Consider the following 18,853-nt stretch of genomic DNA (forward strand, 5'->3'; position numbering starts at 1 on the left):
AACCGGCCTGAGTCCCGGCGGCCACTGCCCGGAGCGTCAGCGTGGGGAGCTTCGAGCTTCCGTGTCCGGGTACATGAGCGGTGGCTGTCGTCCGCAGCGGCAGGAGAGCCGGCGATGCCGACGGCGAAACCCGGGGTGTCGCCCGGCCCCGCCGGGGTTCGTCCCCTCCCGCCCCGGCGTGTCGAAGCGGAGGGGCCGGGACCTTCCGGCGTGTCGTGACGGCGGCGGCGCGCACCCAGGCGCGCACTGGGAGACGATGGGGTGTTCGGAACAGCCACGGGTCGGGCCTGACAGGGAGGGGCTGCGTGGACCAGCGGGTCGCGGGCGATGCGACCGGAGACGAGGCCGAGGCCGGCATGGTGGACACCGGCACCCCCCGCCGCCGTCGGGAGGGGACCGATGTGCGACGGCGCATCCCCCGCACCGATGCCGTCCTGCGCGATCCCCGTCTGGTGGAGGCGGTACGACGGCTCGGGCCGGGCCCCGTGAAGACAGCCGTCCGGCAGGCGCAGCAGCAGGCCCGGGACGGTGTCGTGCCCCCGGAAGGGGTGGTCGAGGCCGCGGTCGGCCTGCTGCCGCCCACGGTCGGCGGGCTGCGCTCGGTGATCAACGCCACCGGGGTGGTCCTGCACACCAACCTCGGCCGGGCAGCGCTGTCGTCGGCGGCGCGGCGGGCGGTGCGGGAGGCCGCCGGGCCCACGGACGTCGAACTGGACCTGCGGACCGGCGTCCGGGCCCGCCGCGGTCGCACGGCACTGCGCGCCCTGTGCGACCGGGTACCGTCCGCGGCCGCTGCACACGTCGTCAACAACGGTGCCGCCGCGCTGGTCCTGGCCGCCACCGCGCTCGCCGCCGGCAAGGAGATCGTCATCAGCCGCGGCGAGATGGTGGAAATCGGCGACGGATTCCGCCTGCCCGACCTTCTCGTCTCCACCGGGGCCCGACTGCGCGAGGTCGGCACCACGAACCGTACGACCGTCGACGACTACGCCGCCGCGATCGGCCCCGAGACGGGCTTCGTGCTGAAGGTGCACCCCTCCAACTTCCGCATCACCGGATTCACCCGCGCCGCCGAGGCCGGCGAACTGGCCGGGCGGGGCGTGCCGGTCGTCGCCGACATCGGCTCCGGGCTCCTGGCCCCCCATCCGCTGCTGCCCGACGAGCCCGACGCCCAGACCCAGCTGCGGGCCGGTGCCTCCCTCGTGACCGCGAGCGGGGACAAGCTCCTCGGCGGCCCCCAGTGCGGGCTGATCCTCGGCGAGGAGCACCTCGTGCGCACCTTGTCCCGGCACCCGCTGGCCCGCGCGCTGCGCGTGGACAAGCTCACCCTGGCCGCCTTGGAGGCCACTTTGACCGGCCCCGAGACACCGACCGCCGCCGCGCTGTCGGCCGACCCGGAGCAGCTCATGCGCCGCGCCGGCCGCCTCGCCTCCGCCCTGGCCGACGACGGCATCGACGTACGGGCCGTCTCCAGCACCGCCACCGTCGGCGGCGGCGGCGCCCCCGGCGTGGACCTGCCCAGCGCCGCGCTGTCCCTGCCCGAGGCGTACGCCGTCCTTCTGCGCACCGGGCAGGTGCCCGTGGTGGGGCGCCTGGAGGCGGGGCGGTGCCTGCTCGACCTGCGGGCGGTGCCCGCGGACGACGACGAGCGGCTGGCCGAGGCCGTGCGGTCGGCCGCGGAAAGGTAGGCGCCATGCGGGTCCTGGCCACCGCGGGGCACGTCGACCACGGCAAGTCGGCCCTGGTGCGGGCGTTGACCGGAATGGAACCCGACCGCTACGAGGAGGAGCGGCGCCGGGGACTCACGCTCGACCTCGGCTTCGTATGGACCCGGCTGGACCCGGACGGCGAAGCCCTCGCGTTCGTGGACGTACCCGGACACGAGAAGTTCGTGGCCACCATGCTGGCCGGAGTCGGGCCCGTGCCGGCCGTGCTGTTCGTGGTGGCCGCCGACCAGGGCTGGCAGCCGCAGTCCGAGGAACACCTGGCGATCCTGGACGCGCTCGGCGTCCGGCATGCCGTGCTCGCCGTGACCCGCAGCGACCTCGCCGACCCCGAACCCGTGCGCGCCGACGCCGTCGAGCGACTGGCCGCCACCTCGCTCGGCACGGTCCCCTCCGTGGCGGTCAGCGCGGTGACCGGCGCGGGGCTGGACGAGCTGCGCGCGCAGCTGGCCCGGCTGGCCCGCGCCCTGCCCGTGCCGCCCGCCGACACGGACGTGCGGCTGTGGCTGGACCGCGCCTTCACCGTCCGCGGCCACGGCACCGTGGTCACCGGCACGCTCGGTGCGGGCACGCTGCGCGTCGGCGACCGGCTGGTGACGGGGGACGGCTCGACGGAGCTCAGGGTGCGCGGGTTGCAGTGCCTGCAGCAGGAGCGGACCGCCGTCAGCGGCGTGGCCCGCGCGGCGGTCAACGTGCACGGCGCCGCGGACGGTGCTCTGCGGCGGGGGGACGTGCTGCTGGCACCGGACCGCTGGCTGCTCACCGATCTCGTCGACGTCCGCGTCACGGGGCGGCCGGTCGAGGACCTGCCGCGTGAGGTCACCCTGCACATCGGAACGGCGGCCGTGCCGGTGACCGCCCGCCCGCTGGGCGAGGACACCGCCAGGCTGTCCCTGCACCGGCGGCTGCCCCTGCGTGTCGGCGACCGGGCGGTCCTGCGCGAACCGGGTGGCCGGCGCACCCCCTGCGGTGTCACCGTGCTGGACGTGCGCCCGCCACGGCTGACCCGGCGCGGCGCGGCACGGGTGCGGGCGAAGGAGCTGGCGACCATGACCGGCCGACCGGACGGGGCGGCCGAGCTGCGCAGGCGGAAACTGATCCGCCGCGCCGAACTCCTGGCGATGGGCGTGCCCGCGCCCACCGAACCCGTCGCCGGTGACTGGCTGGTCGACGCACCGCACTGGGCCCGGCTGCGCGAACGGCTGGCCGCCGAGGTCGAGCGGCACGCCCAGCACCACCCCATGGAGCCGGGTCTGCCGACGGAGGCGGCACGGCACCTGCTGGGGCTGCCCGACCGGGCGCTGGTGGACGTACTCGCCCGAGCACCGGGCGAGCCCGCGCTGCTGCGGCGGCAGGGACGCCTGTACGGTCCCGGCAACGTCCTGCCCACCCTGCCACCGCGCGTCCAGGCCGCCGTGGACGCCGTGCGCCGGGAGCTGGCTCGGACCCCGTTCCGCGCCCCCGAAGCCGACCGCCTGGCCCAACTGGGCCTCGACCGCAAGGCGGTGGCCGCCGCGGTGTCGGCGGGTGCGCTGCTGCGGGTCGCCGAGGGCATCGTCCTGCTGCCGGGGGCGGACGTCCGGGCCGCCGCCGTCCTTCGCGACCTGCCCCAGCCGTTCACGCTGAGCGAGGCGCGCAAGGCCCTGGACACCACGCGCAGGGTGGCCGTGCCGCTGCTGGAGTTCCTGGACGCCCGGGGAGTCACGGAACGGGTGGACGACCAGCGCCGACGGTGCCGGACGGGTGCGGGCAGCGGAGGCGGACGGGAATCGAACCCGCCTGCCCGAGATCCTCGGGCACCTCGGTTTTGAAGACCGGGAGGGCCACCAGGCACCCACACGCCTCCACCGCCCGTCAGGCTACCGGACCGCCCCGGCACCGCCGCCGGGGGTCACGGCGCGTCGCCCGCACGGCAGCAACACCCACCGCCCCGCCCGCCGTCGCGGTTGGTATGCACGTTCGACTCGGCCCTTCGGCGGTACCCACCCGGTGCGGCAGCCACCACCGACCCAGGAGACGCGACATGACACTCGCCGGCGCAACGCCCGTACGGCTCACCCAGTACGCCCACGGCGGCGGCTGCGCCTGCAAGATCCCGCCCGGCGAACTGGAGGAAGTCCTGGCCGGGCTGCCGGTGCCGCCGCCCACCGCGACCGACACCCCGCTGCTGGTCGGCCTGGCCACCGGCGACGACGCGGCGGTCGTCGAGCTGCCCGCCCACGGCGGCGCCGCGGCGCAGGCGATGGTGTCCACGGCCGACTTCTTCACCCCGGTCGTCGACGATCCCTACGACTGGGGGCGCATCGCCGCGGCCAACGCGCTGTCCGACGTGTACGCGATGGGCGGCCGCCCGGTCCTCGCGGTCAACCTGCTGGCCTGGCCGCGCGACGTGCTGCCGTTCGACCTGGCCCGCGAGGTGCTGCGGGGCGGCCTGGACATCGCCGCCGAGGCCGGCTGCCACGTCGGCGGCGGTCACAGCGTGGACGACCCCGAGCCCAAGTACGGCATGGCCGTCACCGGGCTGGCGGACCCGGCACGGCTGCTGCGCAACGACGCCGGCCGACCCGGCCTGCCCCTGTCACTGACCAAGCCCCTCGGCCTGGGCGTGCTGAACAACCGCCACAAGGCCACCGGGGAGCGGTTCGAGCAGGCGGTGGTCACCATGGTGACCCTCAACCGGGACGCGGCCGCCGCGGCCCTGGACGGCGGCGCCGTGTGCGCGACGGACGTGACCGGCTTCGGCTTCCTCGGCCACCTGCACAAGCTGGCGCGGGCGTCGGAGGTGACCGCGGTGGTCGACACCGCCGCCGTGCCCTATCTGGAGGGGGCCCGGCAGGCCGTGCGGGACGGCTACGTCAGCGGAGGCACCAGACGGAACCTGGAGTGGGTGGCGCCGTTCACGGACTTCGGCGACACGGACGCCGACACCCGGCTGCTCCTGGCCGACGCCCAGACGTCGGGCGGCCTGCTCGTGGCCGGCGAGGTGCCCGGGGCGCCGGTCGTGGGCGAACTGGTCCCCCGCGGGCCGCGCTCCGTGGTGCTGAGGTGAGCCGGGTGAGGTGGCCCGGGCGGCAGCCCCGCTGAACCACGCCCGGTCCTGCCTGCGCCCGGCAGGCTCCGGTCCCGGAAGGAGCCCGGCCGGGCGCCGTCCCGCAAGGATCAGAGCTCCGTGCCGGTCCGCTCGTCGATGCCGGCCCGTGCCCGGTACACGCGCACCAGTTCCACGGCGGCGTGCCCCCTCGGGCGTCGGCCCGGCCTGATGTCGACGGCGAACGCCTTGGCCTCCTGGATGTGGGTGTTGGGGTCGAGGCACAGGTGCAGCAGCTCGTTGGCCGCGTCGCCCGTGCTGTAGCCGTTCGGCCCCCAGTGGTACGGCAGTCCCACCTGGTGCAGGGTGCGGCCGTGCACGGTCAGCGGTGCCACCCGGTCGGTGACCAGCACCCGCGCCTCGATGACGTTCCGGGCGCTGACGATCGTCGCCCACCCGGTGTGTTCCAGGCCGCGCTCGGCGGCGAGCTCCGGCGACACCTCGCAGAAGAACTCCGGTTGCAGTTCCGCGAGGTAGGGCTGCCAGCGCGACATCCCGCCCGCCGTGTGGTGCTCGGTGAGCCGGTAGGTGGTGGCGACGTAGGGGAACACCTCCGAGCCCGGTGCGTCGCCGCTGGGCTGGTAGCGGTTGTCGGGGTGTGGCCGCATCAACTGCCGTACGGGATTGCGCTGCTGCTTGTACAGGACGTTGGGGAAGGGCGAGTCCTGCGGCTCGTAGTGGGTCGGCAGCGGTCCGTCGGTCAGCCCGGACGGCACGTACAGCCAGGCCTTGCCGTCGGCCTGCATGATGAAGGGATCGGTGCCCGACAGCGCCTCCGGCCCGGTCGCGTCCTTCGGGGGCTGGTGGTCCGGGGTCTTGTCCTGCTTGAAGTCGGGGACGTCGTGGCCGGTCCACCGCCCCTCGCCCGGGTCCCACCACACCAGCGCCTTGCGCTCGCTCCACGGCCTGCCGTCCGGATCGGCCGAGGCCCGGTTGTACAGGATGCGGCGGTTCGCCGGCCAGGCCCAGCCCCACTCCTTGGCCACCCAGTCCTGCTCCTTGCCCGGCCTGCGGCGAGCCGCCTGGTTGACACCGTCGGCGTAGACCCCGCAGTAGATCCAGCAGCCGCAGGAGGTGGAACCGTCCGGCCGGAGCTGCTCGTAGGAGCTCAGCAGGTTGCCCTCGGCGTCGTGGCCGTTGATCTCGGCGAGGACCGCCTCCGCCTCCGGCTCGGCGTGCCTGCCCTTCGTGGGGTAGTCCCAGGCCAGGTCGAGCACCGGGCGGTCCATGGGGTCGGTCGACCCGGTGAGCTTGGCCCGGATGATCCGGCCGAGGTGGAAGGTGAACCAGAGGTCGCTGCGCGCCTCGCCGGACGGTTCCACGGCCTGGTGGTGCCACTGCAGCAGACGCTGGGTGTTGGTGAAGCTGCCGTCCTTCTCGGTGTGCGCGGCGGCCGGCAGGAAGAACACCTCGGTACGGATGTCCTCCGTGCGCAGCTCCCCGGTCTCGATCTCCGGGCCGTCCTTCCACCAGGTGGCCGACTCGATGAGGGAGAAGTCGCGGACCACCAGCCAGTCCAGGTTGGCCATGCCGAGGCGCTGCATCTTTGCGTTGGCGGAGCCGACCGCGGGGTTCTCGCCCATCAGGAAGTAGCCCTTGCAGGTGCCCTCCAGCTGGGCCATCACCGTCTCGTAGGTGGAGTGCGAGCCCGTCAGCCGCGGCAGGTAGTCGAAGCAGAAGTCGTTCTCGGGCGTCGCGGCGTCGCCCCAGTACGCCTTGAGCAGGCTCACCAGGTAGGACCGCATGTTGCCCCAGTAGCCCTTGTGGGCCGCGTCTGCCCGCACGAAGGCGTCCAGGTCCTCGTTCTTGTGCGCGTGCGGCATCGGGATGTACCCGGGCAACAGGTTGAACAGGGTGGGGATGTCCGTCGAGCCCTGGATGGAGGCGTGCCCGCGCAGCGCCATGATGCCGCCGCCCGGCCGGCCGATGTTGCCGAGCAGGGTCTGCAGGACGGCGGCCGCCCGGATGTACTGCACGCCCACCGTGTGCTGGGTCCAGCCGACCGCGTAGGCGAAGGCGGTGGTCCGCTCGCGCCCGGAGTTCTCCGTGACGAGCTCGCACACCTGGCGGAAGAGGTCCCGCGGCACGCCGCAGATCCGCTCGACCATCTCCGGCGTGTAGCGGGCGTAGTGCCGCTTGAGGACCTGGAAGACGCAGCGCGGGTGGGTCAGCGTCTCGTCCCGCTCGGGTTCGCCCTCGCCGATGGCGGCTCCGCCCGCGCCGTGGGCCTCGCCGCGCGCCGCCTCGGCCACCGAACTGCCGCCGCCGGTGCGCTCCTCGTACCCCTGGTCGCGCTGACCGGCAGCCGCCTGGATCTCCGTACCCTCGTACTGCCAGCTGTGGTTGTCGTAGCTGCGGCTGTCGGGGTCCAGCCCGGAGAAGACGCCGTCGAGGTCCTCGGTGTCCCGGAAGTCCTCGCGCAGGACGACGGGCCCGTTGGTGTAGGCCACGACGTAGTCACGGAAGTACTTGTCGTTCTGCAGGACGTAGTTGACGATCCCGCCGAGGAAGGCGATGTCCGAGCCGGCGCGCAGCGGCACGTGTACGTCCGCCAGGGCGCTGGTCCGCGTGAACCGCGGGTCGACGTGGACCACCTTCGCGCCCCGGGCCTTGGCCTCCATCACCCACTGGAACCCGACCGGATGGCACTCGGCCATGTTCGAGCCCTGGATGACGATGCAGTCGGAGTTCTGCAGGTCCTGCTGGAAGTTGGTCGCGCCGCCGCGTCCGAACGAGGTTCCCAGACTGGGAACGGTGGAGGAGTGTCAAATGCGCGCCTGGTTCTCGATCTGGATCGCGCCCAGGGCGGTGAACAGCTTCTTGATCAGGTAGTTCTCCTCGTTGTCCAGCGTGGCCCCGCCGAGAGAGGCGATGCCGAGCGTGCGCCGGGTGCGGGTCTCGTCGACCTCCCACTCCCAGCCCGCGCGCCGGGCCGCGATCACCCGGTCGGCGATCATGTCCATGGCCGTGTCCAGGTCGAGCCGTTCCCACTCGGTGCCGTGCGGGCGCCGGTAGAGGACGTAGTACCGGCGAGCGGTGCCGGTGGTCAGCTGCAGGCTCGCCGAGCCCTTGGGGCACAGCCGGCCGCGGGAGATGGGGGAGTCGGGGTCTCCCTCGATCTGCGTGACCCGCTCACCCTCGACGTAGACGTTCTGGCCACAGCCCACGGCACAGTACGGGCAGACGGACTTCACCACGCGGTCCGCGGAGGCGACGCGTGGAGTGAGCCGCGCGCTGGTCCCGCTCTTGGCGGCGGCCCCGCGGCCCAGGGGATCGGTCCCCTTGAGCTGGCGGTAGACCGGCCAGGAGTTGATCCAGGTGCGTACACCCATGATCTGAAGCCCTTTCGCTGCTGCTCGGTTCGGTCGTCGGTTCGGTCCCTGCCTCGGTTCGTCCGGTGTCGCCCTGCTCAGCCGGGGCGGCGCGGTCTCCCGAGCCCACCCGGTCGCTTCCTCCTCCGGCTCGTCCTGTGGCAGTGGACGACCTGCGCCGGCAGACGCCCGCACTCCTTATGGGGCAGATTGTCCTGCAGTCGCGCGGACACGGCACCTCGAAGGTCCATGACCCGGGCCTCCCTCCGCGCTTGCCTCCGCGCTTGCCTCCGCGCTTGCCTCCGCGCTTGCCTCCGCGCTTGCCTCCCACCGGCTGGTGCGGGGTACCCCGCGCCCGCCCCGGCAAACCGCTCGGATCGGCGGCCGGCAGGTGTGAGGGTGCGCTGGGAGGGGACTGCGGGCTGCGGTGTGTCTGCTCGCGGAGCGTAGAACATGTCCGTAATGTCCGGGTGACCTCAGTTCCGGCCGGTGCGACGGGAGTGATCGGATGGCTGTCACGGCAGGAGCAGAGCCGGGGCGGCGGCGTCACTCCCACGGCCCGCCAACCAGCCAGACGCGAGACGCCGTTGGGCCGGCCGACACCCGGCACCGCCTCGGAGACGTCGGCCGGTGCCTCTACCTGTTCCTGGCCGCGCCACTGCTGGACCTGCCCGCGCTCGGCGTCATCGCCGCGGGCCGCTCGACCGAGGGACTGGCCATGATCGTGGCCATGCTCCCGATCGGGATCATGGCCGCCGTGACGACCTGGTCGTGGGTCAACCGGGGGGAGCGGCTGGCCGGCGACGTCCTCACCACGGCGAGCGGGGGTGACGCGCATGCCGGCTGAGATCCAGCCCGGCGTCCTCGTGCTGGACGTCAACGAGACGGTGACCGACATGTCCCCGCTGGCCGGGCGGCTGGAGGACATCGGTCTGCCCGGACGGCTGCTGCCGACCTGGTTCGCCGGAGTGCTGCGGGACGGGATGGCCGTCACGCTCGCCGGAGGCACCGTGACCTTCGCGGCCCTCGCCCGGGACGGACTGCGAACGCTGCTGGCCCAGGAACACGCCGCCGGACCGGACGTCGAAGCAGCCGTGGAACACGTGCTGAACGCGTTCCCCGAGCTACCCGTGCACCCGGACGTCTCCGACGGCGTACGCATCCTGCACGCGGCCGGCCACCGCCTGGTGACCCTCACCAACGGCTCGGCCGACACCACCCGTGCGGTGCTGGACCGCGCCCGTCTGACGGAATGTTTCGAGGCGCACCTGGACGTCGAGGCCGCAGGCGGCTGGAAGCCCGCGCCCGTCGCCTACGCCCACGCGCTGCGCGCCACGGGCGTACCGGCCGAGCAGGCGATGCTCGTCGCGGTGCACCCCTGGGACATCGATGGCGCCGCCCGCGCGGGCCTCGCCACCGCGTGGCTGCGCCGGACACCCGCGCCCTACCCGTCGGCCCTGCGCCCCGCGGACCGCGAGGCCGCCGGCCTGGTGGACCTCGCCCGCCAACTCGGCCCCGCCGCACCACCCGAGTGACGGCGCGGCCGTCAGCCGGTGCGCGCCCGAAGCCGCTCCCGCTGCGGTACGACGGTGTACCTGGGGTCCTCGGCGGAGGCCACTCCGGCGTGGAAGACGCCGAACCGCAGTGCCGCGGAGCCGGTCAGCAGTGCCGCCCCGGCCGCCACCGCCAGCGCCCGGCTCCAGCGCCGGCCGGCGACCGCAGCCAGGGCCGCGCCGCTCGCCGTGAGCACTTCCGCGGCGCGCAGCAGCTTGTGCGGCCTGCCCTCCTCGAAGGGCTCGGCCACCAGACCCATGCGCCGTTTCATCAGCTGGAACGAGCCCAGTTCCAGGGCGGCGCCCAGCACCGCCATGCGCTGCGCGGGCCCGGTCTGCGTGGCCGGTGCCGCCACGAGCGCCAGACCGGCCGCGGCAGTGGCACCGGAACCCGCGAACACGAAGGGCATCTGACGGTAACCCTCGTGCCAGGAGGGCACGGCCGTGTCCGAGAGCAGGACCGCCGTGTACGTGGCGACCGCCGGGCCCAGGGCGGCGGCAGCCGCTGTGGCGGCCGAGCCGACGAGGCGGTAGCGGCGCGCGACGTCGGTTGCCGCGGCGGCCATCGTCAACGGCGCGTAGGCCGCCAGCAGCCATGACCCCACGCTCATCGGCGAAGTCGGCTTGAAGACGCGCAGCATGTTGATGAAACGGGCGGGCCGGCCGAGGTCGTGCACCAGCGCGGCCAGCGAGAGGGAGATCGCGCCCGCCGCACCCAGTTTGGCCACCCGGGCCAGGGCCGGTCGCCCGGTCGCCTGGCCCCCGGCCGCCAGCAGCGACGAGGCTCCGGCGAGTCCACCGAGGTAGAGGTAGCCCGCGATGTCCAGGGCCTTCCAGGTCGGCTTGTTGAGCACCGGCTTGCCGTAGTACGACGAGAACTCCGCCTCGGGCACCGTGGGCTGCTCGCCGCGCCCGCGGCGCCTTCGCCCGCGTCCCGCGTGCTCTCCCGTCACCGCGTCCCGCCCGGGGCGGGCACCTTCCATGCCCCCGCGGGTGACGTCCGATCCGGTCATCGCGGCCTCCTGACGAAACTGGCCACGGCCAGCGCGGCGAGGGAGGCGGCGGCCGTCGCCGCGTGCCGCCACATCGCGGGCAGGTCCCGGGTGGTGACGACCGGGTCGGGCGGCAGTCCGTACACCTCCGGCTCGTCCAGCAGCAGGAAGAAAGCACCGTCGCCCCCGACCCCGTCGTCCGGGCTCTCGCCGTACAGCCGGGCGTCGGTGACGCCGGCCGCGTGCAACTGCGCGACCCGGGCCGCCGCCCGTTCGCGCAGCTCGTCCAGCGGACCGAACTGGATCGACTCGGTGGGGCACGCCTTCGCGCAGGCCGGTTCCATGCCGACGCCGAGCCGGTCGTAGCACAGGGTGCACTTCCAGGCGCGCCCGTCGTCCTTGCGCTGGTCGATGACGCCGTAGGGGCATGCGGGTACGCAGTAGCCGCAGCCGTTGCAGATGTCCTCCTGGACGACGACCGTGCCGAACTCGGTGCGGAAGAGCGATCCGGTGGGGCACACGTCGAGGCAGGCGGCGTGCGTGCAGTGCTTGCACACGTCGGACGCCATCAGCCAGCGCAACTCGGTGCGCCCGTCGGGCGCCACCGGGGAGATCTCACCGGCAGGCGACCCCGCCGGCGCCCGGTCCGGCGGTGGGGCGGTCGCCCCCGGGCCGGGGGAGGAGGGGGACGTGCCCAGGCCCCGGGCGGCGTCGAAGACGTCGATGTTCTCGTGGTCCTCGTGGTTCTCGTGATCCTCATGGGTCTCGTGGGTCTCGTGGCCGACGCCGGGTTCCTGCCCGCCCAGCGGCTTGCGCTGCTCGATGAAGGCCACGTGCCGCCAGGTGTCGGCGCCCAGTCCCTGGGTGTTGTCGTACGACATCCCGGTCAGTTCGAGGCCGTCCTCGGGCACCGCGTTCCACTCCTTGCACGCCACCTCGCACGCCTTGCAGCCGATGCACACCGAGGTGTCCGTGAAGAAGCCCATGCGGGGCGGGGTGTCGGTGTAGCCGGACGCCGCCGCGACGTTCGGCTGGGGACCGAACCACTGATTGCCGTGCCGTGTCCCGTCGCGGGCCCGTGCCGCTTCGGTACCGGTGTCCTCGGTCATTCCCGTCCCTCCTCTACGCGTCCTCTACGCGTCATCGCCTTCGTCCGCCTCGCCGGGAGCCGCGCGTACGAGCTCGATGCGGCGACGTTGCCACTCGGTGGCGGGCAGCTCTTCCACCCGCCGGGCGAAGTACCAGCGGCTGAGAGCGTTGCGGATCCGGTGTTTGCGGAACCAGCGCCAGACCTCCGTACCGTGCGCGCGGGGGCGTGGTTCGTCGCGCACGAGGATGCGGTACTGCTCCTTCGCGGGCAGCAGCGTCCGCGCCTGCTGGTATCCGCCTGCGGGGATCCTGCGCACCTGGTGGTGCACCTGCCGGAGCAGCAGACCTCCGCGGATGCCGAAGCCGATGTGCAGCACGGACGAGTACGCCTCCGTCGTCAGTACGCCGTGCAGCGGGGCGTACGACCCCAGGTAGGGCCGCTCCGACATGTCCGGGTGGAAGAAGGAGGACAGGAACACGCCCGTGGCGACCAGGACGACAAGGCTGTACAGGGCGATCTCGCCCAGCAGGAAGGACCAGTGGTCGGGGAAGGCCTTGCGCAGGAACTCCTTGCCCGCCGACGTCACCGGCAGACGTTTGTCGAGCGCGGTCAGGACCCGCTCGCCGCGCACCGACCCGGACGATCGACGCTCCTCGGACACCGCCACGCCGTTGCTCGCCTTCTGCTGCTCGCCGCGCCCAGTTCCTCACGAGAGTGCTCTGTTCGAGCCTGGCACGGGTGCCCTTCGGGCGCGCGCCCGAAACGGCCGCCGAGGAGCGGGCGCTGCCGCGTGTCCGGCGAGGCGGGCTGCGCCGCCGGGTCGCCACCGTCGTCGGTGGCTTCCCCGGTCGGGCATGAGGCGGTTCGGCACGAGGCAGCTCGATCCACGGGCGGCCCGATCCACGCGCGGTCTGCGGCACGGCCCGGCGGGGGCGGGCGGCGTCAGGGATCCGGCCGGCACTCCTGGTACTCGTGCAGGCGCTCGTTGTGCCAGGCGACGCCCCGTCGGATCTGCGTCTCGTGCAGACCGGTCCGGCAGGCGAGCTGCACCACGTCCAGGACCGGCGGGCCGCAGGACAGCGCGCGGGCGATCTTCGCCGCCCACAACTCCTCCGCCACGAACGGGCGATGCCGGTACCTCTCCTGAACGGCCCGGAAATGGACGTCACCGCAGGCGGTGACGAGGCGCAGGCCGTCGAACCAGTCGTTGGTGGGATGCGCCGAGGAGGAGTCCGGGACGTATCCGCACACGGCTTCGCTCTTGGGAAAGGACACGGCACACAGGTCGCAGAGCTCGACCGGGCATGGTGCGGCCGACTCCGCGTCGTGCTTCTTCCGCTTGCGCATCGCGGCTCCAGAACCTCGGAAAGGACGGCGTCGCTCACGCGCGCGTCCCGGACATTCTGGTCGACGTCCCGGGCCGGGACCACCGCCGGAAGAGGGCCTCCGCCCGGCGCACCGGGGAGCACAGGGCGCATTGCACCGGCAAGGGGGTCACCCCTCGTGACCGGGTGCCGGACCCGGCCGCTCAGTGCAGCGCCCGGTACACCGAAGCGGTGGTGAGGCCGTAGACGAGATGGGGTACGGCGTCGAAGACCCATGAGGTCGGCTCCCACGAGGTCGGATCGGTCACCTCGAGAGCGGTGGCGGGGACGTCGCTGCCCGCCATGGCGGCCGCCCCGAGGAGCGGCCCGCCCACCCACGTCGGCAGCGGGGCCCGCCCGTGCAGCAGCAGCCCGTACGCCGCTCCCACGCCGAGACCGGTCACGTATCCCAGCAGGGCGCCGGCTGCCTGAGCGCGGTTGTCCTCGGCCTCTCCGTCCCCGAGTTCCGCACCGGTCCGGTCGGCGAGTCGTTCCGCCACCTGTGCGGGCAGCCGGCTGGCGGAACGGCCACGGATCAGCATGTCGCCGTACGTGATCAGGTCGAGCGCGAGGGTGCCGGCCGCTCCGGCCAGCAGCCCTTTGGTCACCGAGTGCATCCCGAGGACCCCCTTGGTCGTGCGGTCGTGCCGGACAAGCAGGCCGAGTAGCCCTGGTGACGGCCCGCAAAACGCCTCGCCACGGCACGGGGGACGACGGCGGCGAAGGACGACACGGGCCGCGGCGGACGGCCGACTGGCCGCCGCAGGTCAGGAGGCGACGTCGGGGCCGGGGGTCCGCAGGGCGAGTATCGCGACGTCGTCCTCGTTGTCGGGCGGGCGGACGCGCGCCAGCAGCTCGTCGGTGAAGGACTCCAGTGGTCGATGTGCCAGCGAGGCGGCGTGCCGGCGCAGCCGACCCAGTCCGTCGTCGATGGAGTGGCGGGGCGACTCGACGAGGCCGTCGGTGTAGAGCACCAGGGTGGATCCGGCCGGCAGCGTGACCGTCGCGTCGCGGCGGCCCAGCCGGGACCCGGTGCCCAGGAGGATGCCGTGCCCGTCGGTGAGGTAGCGGGTCAGGCCGTCATGGGTGATGAGCAGCGGCGGAGGGTGCCCGGCGTTGGTCCACGTCAGCTCCCACCGTCCGTCGTCCCGCGTGGTGACGCGCGCGAAGACGAGGGTGGCCATGCTGACCTCGCTGACGTGCGCCGTCGCGTGGTCGAGCCATTCGACGACCTGGCTCGGGGGCTGTTCCTGCGACCAGGCGTAGGCACGGAGCATGTTGCGCAGCTGCGCCATGCCGGCCGCGGCGTCCAGGTCGTGACCGACGACGTCGCCGATCGCCAGGGCGGTGGTCCCGTCCTCCAGGACGAACGCGTCGTACCAGTCCCCGCCGACCTGCGAGGCGTCCGGCGCAGGCAGGTACCGGGCGGTCATCTCCAGCCGCGGCACGTGTGGCAGCGGGGGCAGCAGATGCCGCTGCATGGTCTCGGCGACCTTGCGCTGGCGCTGGTAGAGGCGGGCGTTGTCGAGGGCCATGCCGGCGCGGCGCGTGATGTCCTCCAGCAGCGGCAGGTCGGCGACGGTGAAGGCCTCGGGCTGTGCCGAGCGGCCCAGGGTGAGGGCTCCCAGGACCTCGCGCAGGCTCCGGATGGGAGCGATGGCCGCCGAGTGCATACCGGTCACGTCGAACAGGTGGCGCTGTTCCACCGCGATTCCCGAGTCGGGTTCGCCTGTGTAGGTTTCCGGGCTCGCGAGTGTGGACGCCGCCCCGCGCAGCGCCCGCGACAGGGGCATGGGCGACTGCTCGGGTACCGGTGGCATCGGTCCCTGGAGGTCCTCCCGGGTCACCAGCACCCCGCCCTCGGCATGGACCACCAAGGAGCGCCGCACCTCGTCACTGTCGGTTATCAGATCGATGACCGCCCAGTCCGCCAGCCGGGGCACCACGAGCTCCACCAGCCGTCGCAGCGCCTCGTCGACGTCGAGCGTGGAGGTCAGCCGGGTGGTCGTCTCCGCGAGCAGGGCCAGTCGTTCGAGGTCCGACAGCGACCCCGCGGCCGTCCCGGTGTTCTCCGGCGGCGTGAGGACGTCGGCGTCTCCCACGGGGTGGAAGAGCACGAGCGTGCGCAGGTGTCCGTTGTCGGCACCGTACGGCGTCAGCAGCCACGAGATCGTCAGCACGGAGCCGTCGCCCCGCTGGAACCAGTCCGCGTGCCCCTGCGCGGTCCGGGCCGCGAGAAAGGCCTGGCGCATCGCGCACTGCGTCCGGGGGATCGTCTCTCCGTGGCGGTTGCGGTGCAACAGGTCGTGTGCGTCGTGGCCGACCAGCTCCTCGGCGGAGAGGCCCAGCAACTTCTCGGCCCGGGAGTTCACGGCGATGATGCAGCCCTGCTCGTCGACGACGTACGCCCCGGTGCCGATGGCGCCCAGCATCCCGGCGAGCGCCGCACCGGTCGGCACGGCCTTCTCGACTGCGTCAGTGGCTCTCGGGCCCGTCACTTCTCGTGCCTCCTCGTGGACTGGGAGGCGCCGATACCGCTGCTGGTACCGGGCGGCCTCGCCCCCGCCCGCCGTGCGGGTGACTTCCCCTTTCCGGAGTGTCCGTGCGCGGACGCTTCATTCTCCCCCGGGGGGCCCTTCCGGAGCCCGCAGGGGGCACGACCCGTGGACACCCCTTGGGCCTGCGGAACTCGAACGGCGGTGCGTACGCGCTGGAGCTGCGGGTACCTGCGGGGTCTGTGATCCGGACAGTTGAGGCGGTCCACATGGAACCCTTTTCGCCAGACGGTCGCATGCCGTCGGATCCCGCCGACCCACGGACGACGGCGGCCCTCGAATGCGACCGGACCTGCATCGCCGAGGCCCGTCGATTCGCGGCCGAGTTCCTCGGCGGCGTGCGTGCCCGGCGCGGGCTGCCGGTGTCGACCCGCGCCGAGGAGGTCACCCAGCTGGTCGTCAGCGAACTGGTCACCAACGCCCGAAAGCACGCATCCGGCCCGGTCCTGCTGGAGCTGCGGGTCGCCGGCGACGTGGTGGAGGTGGGCGTCGTGGACAGCGATCCCGCGCTGCCGGTGGCCAATGGCCCGGACCCTCGGCGGGTGGGACGGCACGGGCTGGAGATCGTGCGGGCCGTCAGCCGGGGGTTCGACGTGCGGCGCGGACCCCTCGGCAAACGCGTCTCGGCCAGGGTGGCCCTCGCCGACGAACCACCCCCGGTCGGTCGCGCCTCGGCCTGACCCCGCGGGCCGTCCGCCGTCGGCCGTCCGCCGTCGGTTGTCAGTGCGCAGCGGTCGGCCGTCGGTCGTCAGCCGTCGGCCTCCTCGGTCTGCGGGTCGCCCTGGGCCTGAGCCTGTGCCGGCGCGCCTGCGGTGTCCGGTGCGGTGTAGAAGACGGACGTGCCCTGCTTGGTGCGCTGCGCCTGGGTCCTGGCGACCAGCCCCTCCAGGGTGGTGCGCACGACGGTGGTCTTGACGCTCCGGTCGGGGTGGGTCTGGCCGAGCGCGGCGGCGACTTCCGCGGCGGAACGCGGTTCGCTCTGCTCGGAGAGGTGACGGCGGACGAGTTCGACCAGCGTGGGCCGCGCGGGCCGCGCGGCCGCCGCTCTGGGAGCGCGCTTCCCGCCCGCCGGCTTCGTGCCTGTCCCGCCGCGCTCCTGCGCCGTGCCCGCCTTGCCCGCGTCCGATGTCCTCGCCCTCGGCTTCCTCGCGCCCGATGTCCTGCGGTTCGACTTCCCTGCGCCGGGCCGGTGGTCACTGCTGGATTCGGCGGATTCCTTCCTGGCCCTGCGCGGCGACGGCACGGAGGCGGCCGCGGGCTCGGCCCCTGGGCGCGCGGGGTTCGCCGCGATGCCCAGGGCCTGCTGCATGTGCACCAGCACGGTGTGGTCGTGCTGCAGCGCGACCAGTTGTTCCTGCAGGGCCGCGATTTCCGTGCCGATGCGTTCCTGCTCCTTGAGGTTCCCTTCCAGGTCGGCGGTCACCTGGGCGATGTACTGGGATGTCAGTTCGGTGGCGGGGGCCGTGTTCTCGGTCATGGGGAGCGCCCTTTCCTGGACTGCCGTGATGCACAGATAGTACGGACCAGTAGAGGAAGTTGTGCCTCTTGCGTGCCCGGGCGTCGCCCGCAACACCGTGACCCAGGCCGACGGAACAGGCCGGCGCACCGGCACAGCCGTGTGCGGTCGCTCTCCGACGGACCGTCACCAGCCAGTCAGGAGAAGGTGGTTGAGCAGTAGCCCGAGCACCGCCTGACCGGTGAGCCAGACACGGGGGCGGGTGAGGAGGGCGCAGGCCGGCAGGAGCCACATCGCGAACGGCAGCCAGATGCGTTCCGTCTCCGCCTTGCTCATGCCGGACAGGTCGGCGACGAGGAGGGCGAGCAGAGCGCAGAGCACGAGCACGGCGAGCCGCGCCTCGGCCCACGGACCGTCGGCGGCCACGTCCGTCGCCGGTCGGGCGAGAACGCCGGAGCGTTCACGCCGGAGCGCGCCGCCGCACCGGCGCAGACCGGCCACCGTGGCGAGGCCGACGACGAGCACGGTGCACGCGAGGTTGGCCCACACCCAGTAGTCGTACGGCCGGATGCCACCGACCCCCTGGTAGTAGCGCGTGACGAGCAGACGGTACGCCTCCCACCAGTTGAAACCGGCGAGGGTGAACAGCAGCGGCACCACGGCCAGTCCGGCCAGGAGGAAGGGCAGGGTGCGCGCCCGGTCTGCGCTCGAGCCCCGGCCGAGCAGCAGGACGCCCGTGAGGATCAGCGCGAACAGCGTGAGACCGTAGGAGAGGTAGCAGGTCAGGCCGAACAGCAGCCCCGAGCCGAAGGCGACCGCCGCTCGTCGTGGCCCCGGCCCGCGGGTGACCGCCGACGCGAGCAGCGCCACGGACCAGGCGGCCACCGCCGCGAAGTAGCCGTCGGCGGACGCGCCCACCCACACCGCGGCAGGCGCCAGCACCAGAAACGGTGCCGCCCGGCGCGCCAGGCGCTCCCCGGCCAGTGCCCGTACCGCCACCAGCACGGCCACGCACGCCGTGGCGCCCACGGTGATGCACCAGGCGCCGGCCCAGCCTCCGCCGCGCAGCCCCACGCGGTCCAGCAGGACGAAGGTGAGCGTCGCCGCCGGGGGATGACCGGCGATGTGGGCGGGCCAGGGGGCGGGCGAGCCGTCCACGATGTGGTGGGTGAAGTCCCGCAGTGTGGCGGGGATGTCGTGGAAGCGGTCGATCACCCTCAGGTACTCGTTCGTGGTGGTCAGGCGGACTGCCACCCCCTGGCGCCAGCCGTCGACCAGCGCGAGGGACCAGGTCCAGGCCATGGCCGTGCCCCAGGCCGTGACGAGCAGCGCCCGCCAGGGCAGCCGCACCGCGAGTACGGGTCCGTACGCCACCACGGCGCCGGCCACCAGCACGGCCGCCGGTGTGCCCGGTCCCACGTGGGGGTCCCAGTCGGCGAACAGCGGAGGCCAGCCGACGAACAGCGTGTGGTGGGTGAACTGGATGTGGCGGCCGATCAGTACGGCCGCCACGACCAGCAGGGCGGCGGCCACGGCGGCGTACAGGTCGCGGGCAAGGGATCGGGTCACGGGGGCCGCGTGCGGGTCGCGGAGGAGGGTGCGGGTCACAGGGGCACGCTAGGCCGCAGGATGCCCGGGCGGGCGGTGGGCGGGCCCGGCGTCAGCGTTTCGTCATGGGTTGCGCACCCTCTCCCGGCCGGGTCGCGGCCTACGGTCGAGG

General features: G+C 73.4%; 13 protein-coding genes, 1 tRNA gene and 2 pseudogenes. 6 read left to right on the forward strand and 10 right to left on the reverse strand.

All coding sequences use genetic code 11. The annotated features are described in order from the left end of the window. Positions 1-356 precede the first annotated feature (356 nt). Positions 357-1,688 (forward strand): L-seryl-tRNA(Sec) selenium transferase, encoded by a 1,332-nt coding sequence (gene selA, locus AB0A61_RS18885; RefSeq protein ID WP_361293277.1) that lies wholly within the window; start codon positions 357-359, stop codon positions 1,686-1,688. 5 nt (positions 1,689-1,693) lie between these two features. After that, positions 1,694-3,442: pseudogene (locus tag AB0A61_RS18890) on the forward strand (SelB C-terminal domain-containing protein); the annotation flags it as partial. A 34-nt stretch (positions 3,443-3,476) separates the two neighbouring features. Here AB0A61_RS18890 and AB0A61_RS18895 read toward each other — a convergent pair. Then, positions 3,477-3,570: transfer RNA gene (locus AB0A61_RS18895), tRNA-Sec, on the reverse strand. Positions 3,571-3,747: 177 nt separating this feature from the next. Between AB0A61_RS18895 and selD the strand changes: the two genes are divergently transcribed. After that, entirely contained in the window at positions 3,748-4,773 is a 1,026-nt protein-coding gene (selD, locus tag AB0A61_RS18900) for a selenide, water dikinase SelD (RefSeq protein WP_361293017.1), read from the forward strand. Between the two features lie 110 nt (positions 4,774-4,883). On the opposite strand, the gene fdh is transcribed toward selD, so the two are convergent. Continuing rightward, a complete protein-coding gene (gene fdh, locus AB0A61_RS18905; protein WP_361293019.1) occupies positions 4,884-8,144 on the reverse strand; it encodes a formate dehydrogenase in 3,261 nt (1,086 codons plus the stop codon). Positions 8,145-8,631: 487 nt separating this feature from the next. Between fdh and AB0A61_RS18910 the strand changes: the two genes are divergently transcribed. Both AB0A61_RS18910 and AB0A61_RS18915 read left to right on the forward strand, forming a co-directional pair. Beyond that, positions 8,632-8,970 carry a hypothetical protein gene (locus tag AB0A61_RS18910; protein WP_361293021.1) on the forward strand — a complete coding sequence of 113 codons (339 nt, stop codon included), beginning with the start codon at positions 8,632-8,634 and terminating at the stop codon, positions 8,968-8,970. Then, the gene (locus AB0A61_RS18915; RefSeq protein WP_361293023.1) at positions 8,960-9,658 is read left to right on the forward strand and encodes a haloacid dehalogenase type II; all 699 of its coding nucleotides are present in this window, start codon (positions 8,960-8,962) and stop codon (positions 9,656-9,658) included. Before AB0A61_RS18910 ends, AB0A61_RS18915 begins: the two co-directional genes overlap by 11 nt. Positions 9,659-9,669: 11 nt before the next feature. Here the strand turns inward: AB0A61_RS18915 and nrfD are convergent, their stop codons facing one another. From nrfD to AB0A61_RS18945, 6 genes and pseudogenes are all read right to left on the reverse strand, one after another. Further along, positions 9,670-10,689: an NrfD/PsrC family molybdoenzyme membrane anchor subunit gene (nrfD, locus tag AB0A61_RS18920; protein ID WP_361293025.1), complete on the reverse strand. Its 1,020-nt coding sequence runs from the start codon at positions 10,687-10,689 to the stop codon at positions 9,670-9,672. After that, positions 10,686-11,777: a 4Fe-4S dicluster domain-containing protein gene (locus tag AB0A61_RS18925; RefSeq protein ID WP_361293027.1), complete on the reverse strand. Its 1,092-nt coding sequence runs from the start codon at positions 11,775-11,777 to the stop codon at positions 10,686-10,688. Before AB0A61_RS18925 ends, nrfD begins: the two co-directional genes overlap by 4 nt. Positions 11,778-12,077: 300 nt before the next feature. Continuing rightward, positions 12,078-12,371: pseudogene (locus AB0A61_RS18930) on the reverse strand (ubiquinol-cytochrome c reductase cytochrome b subunit); the annotation flags it as partial. A 329-nt stretch (positions 12,372-12,700) separates the two neighbouring features. Further along, positions 12,701-13,105, reverse strand: a complete 405-nt coding sequence (locus AB0A61_RS18935) for a hypothetical protein (RefSeq protein WP_361293029.1) — start codon at positions 13,103-13,105, stop codon at positions 12,701-12,703. Positions 13,106-13,286: 181 nt separating this feature from the next. Then, on the reverse strand, positions 13,287-13,739 hold the full coding sequence (locus tag AB0A61_RS18940; protein ID WP_361293031.1) for a hypothetical protein: 453 nt from the start codon (positions 13,737-13,739) through the stop codon (positions 13,287-13,289). Between the two features lie 150 nt (positions 13,740-13,889). Continuing rightward, a complete protein-coding gene (locus AB0A61_RS18945; protein WP_361293279.1) occupies positions 13,890-15,554 on the reverse strand; it encodes a SpoIIE family protein phosphatase in 1,665 nt (554 codons plus the stop codon). A gap of 359 nt (positions 15,555-15,913) precedes the next feature. Between AB0A61_RS18945 and AB0A61_RS18950 the strand changes: the two genes are divergently transcribed. Then, complete coding sequence (locus tag AB0A61_RS18950; RefSeq protein ID WP_361293033.1) at positions 15,914-16,357, forward strand: ATP-binding protein; 444 nt, start codon at positions 15,914-15,916, stop codon at positions 16,355-16,357. A 68-nt stretch (positions 16,358-16,425) separates the two neighbouring features. Here AB0A61_RS18950 and AB0A61_RS18955 read toward each other — a convergent pair whose 3' ends face one another. Both AB0A61_RS18955 and AB0A61_RS18960 read right to left on the reverse strand, forming a co-directional pair. Then, entirely contained in the window at positions 16,426-17,154 is a 729-nt protein-coding gene (locus AB0A61_RS18955; protein WP_361293035.1) for a hypothetical protein, read from the reverse strand. Between the two features lie 165 nt (positions 17,155-17,319). Next, positions 17,320-18,741: a hypothetical protein gene (locus AB0A61_RS18960; RefSeq protein WP_361293037.1), complete on the reverse strand. Its 1,422-nt coding sequence runs from the start codon at positions 18,739-18,741 to the stop codon at positions 17,320-17,322. Between the last annotated feature and the right edge of the window lie 112 nt (positions 18,742-18,853).

Origin of the sequence: Streptomyces sp. NPDC046197 (assembly GCF_040646295.1) — a bacterium.
Lineage (GTDB): Bacteria > Actinomycetota > Actinomycetes > Streptomycetales > Streptomycetaceae > Streptomyces.

Bases quoted from the DNA above. Each gene is read 5' to 3' on its own strand.
- AB0A61_RS18945 (WP_361293279.1), bottom strand. From the start codon at position 15,554: ATGCTGGGCGCCATCGGCACCGGGGCGTACGTCGTCGACGAGCAGGGC.
- AB0A61_RS18940 (WP_361293031.1), bottom strand. From the start codon at position 13,739: ATGCACTCGGTGACCAAAGGGCTGCTGGCCGGAGCGGCCGGCACCCTC.
- nrfD (WP_361293025.1), bottom strand. From the start codon at position 10,689: ATGACCGGATCGGACGTCACCCGCGGGGGCATGGAAGGTGCCCGCCCC.
- AB0A61_RS18925 (WP_361293027.1), bottom strand. From the start codon at position 11,777: ATGACCGAGGACACCGGTACCGAAGCGGCACGGGCCCGCGACGGGACA.
- selA (WP_361293277.1), top strand. From the start codon at position 357: ATGGTGGACACCGGCACCCCCCGCCGCCGTCGGGAGGGGACCGATGTG.
- selD (WP_361293017.1), top strand. From the start codon at position 3,748: ATGACACTCGCCGGCGCAACGCCCGTACGGCTCACCCAGTACGCCCAC.
- AB0A61_RS18955 (WP_361293035.1), bottom strand. From the start codon at position 17,154: ATGACCGAGAACACGGCCCCCGCCACCGAACTGACATCCCAGTACATC.
- AB0A61_RS18950 (WP_361293033.1), top strand. From the start codon at position 15,914: ATGCCGTCGGATCCCGCCGACCCACGGACGACGGCGGCCCTCGAATGC.
- AB0A61_RS18910 (WP_361293021.1), top strand. From the start codon at position 8,632: ATGGCTGTCACGGCAGGAGCAGAGCCGGGGCGGCGGCGTCACTCCCAC.
- AB0A61_RS18935 (WP_361293029.1), bottom strand. From the start codon at position 13,105: ATGCGCAAGCGGAAGAAGCACGACGCGGAGTCGGCCGCACCATGCCCG.
- AB0A61_RS18915 (WP_361293023.1), top strand. From the start codon at position 8,960: ATGCCGGCTGAGATCCAGCCCGGCGTCCTCGTGCTGGACGTCAACGAG.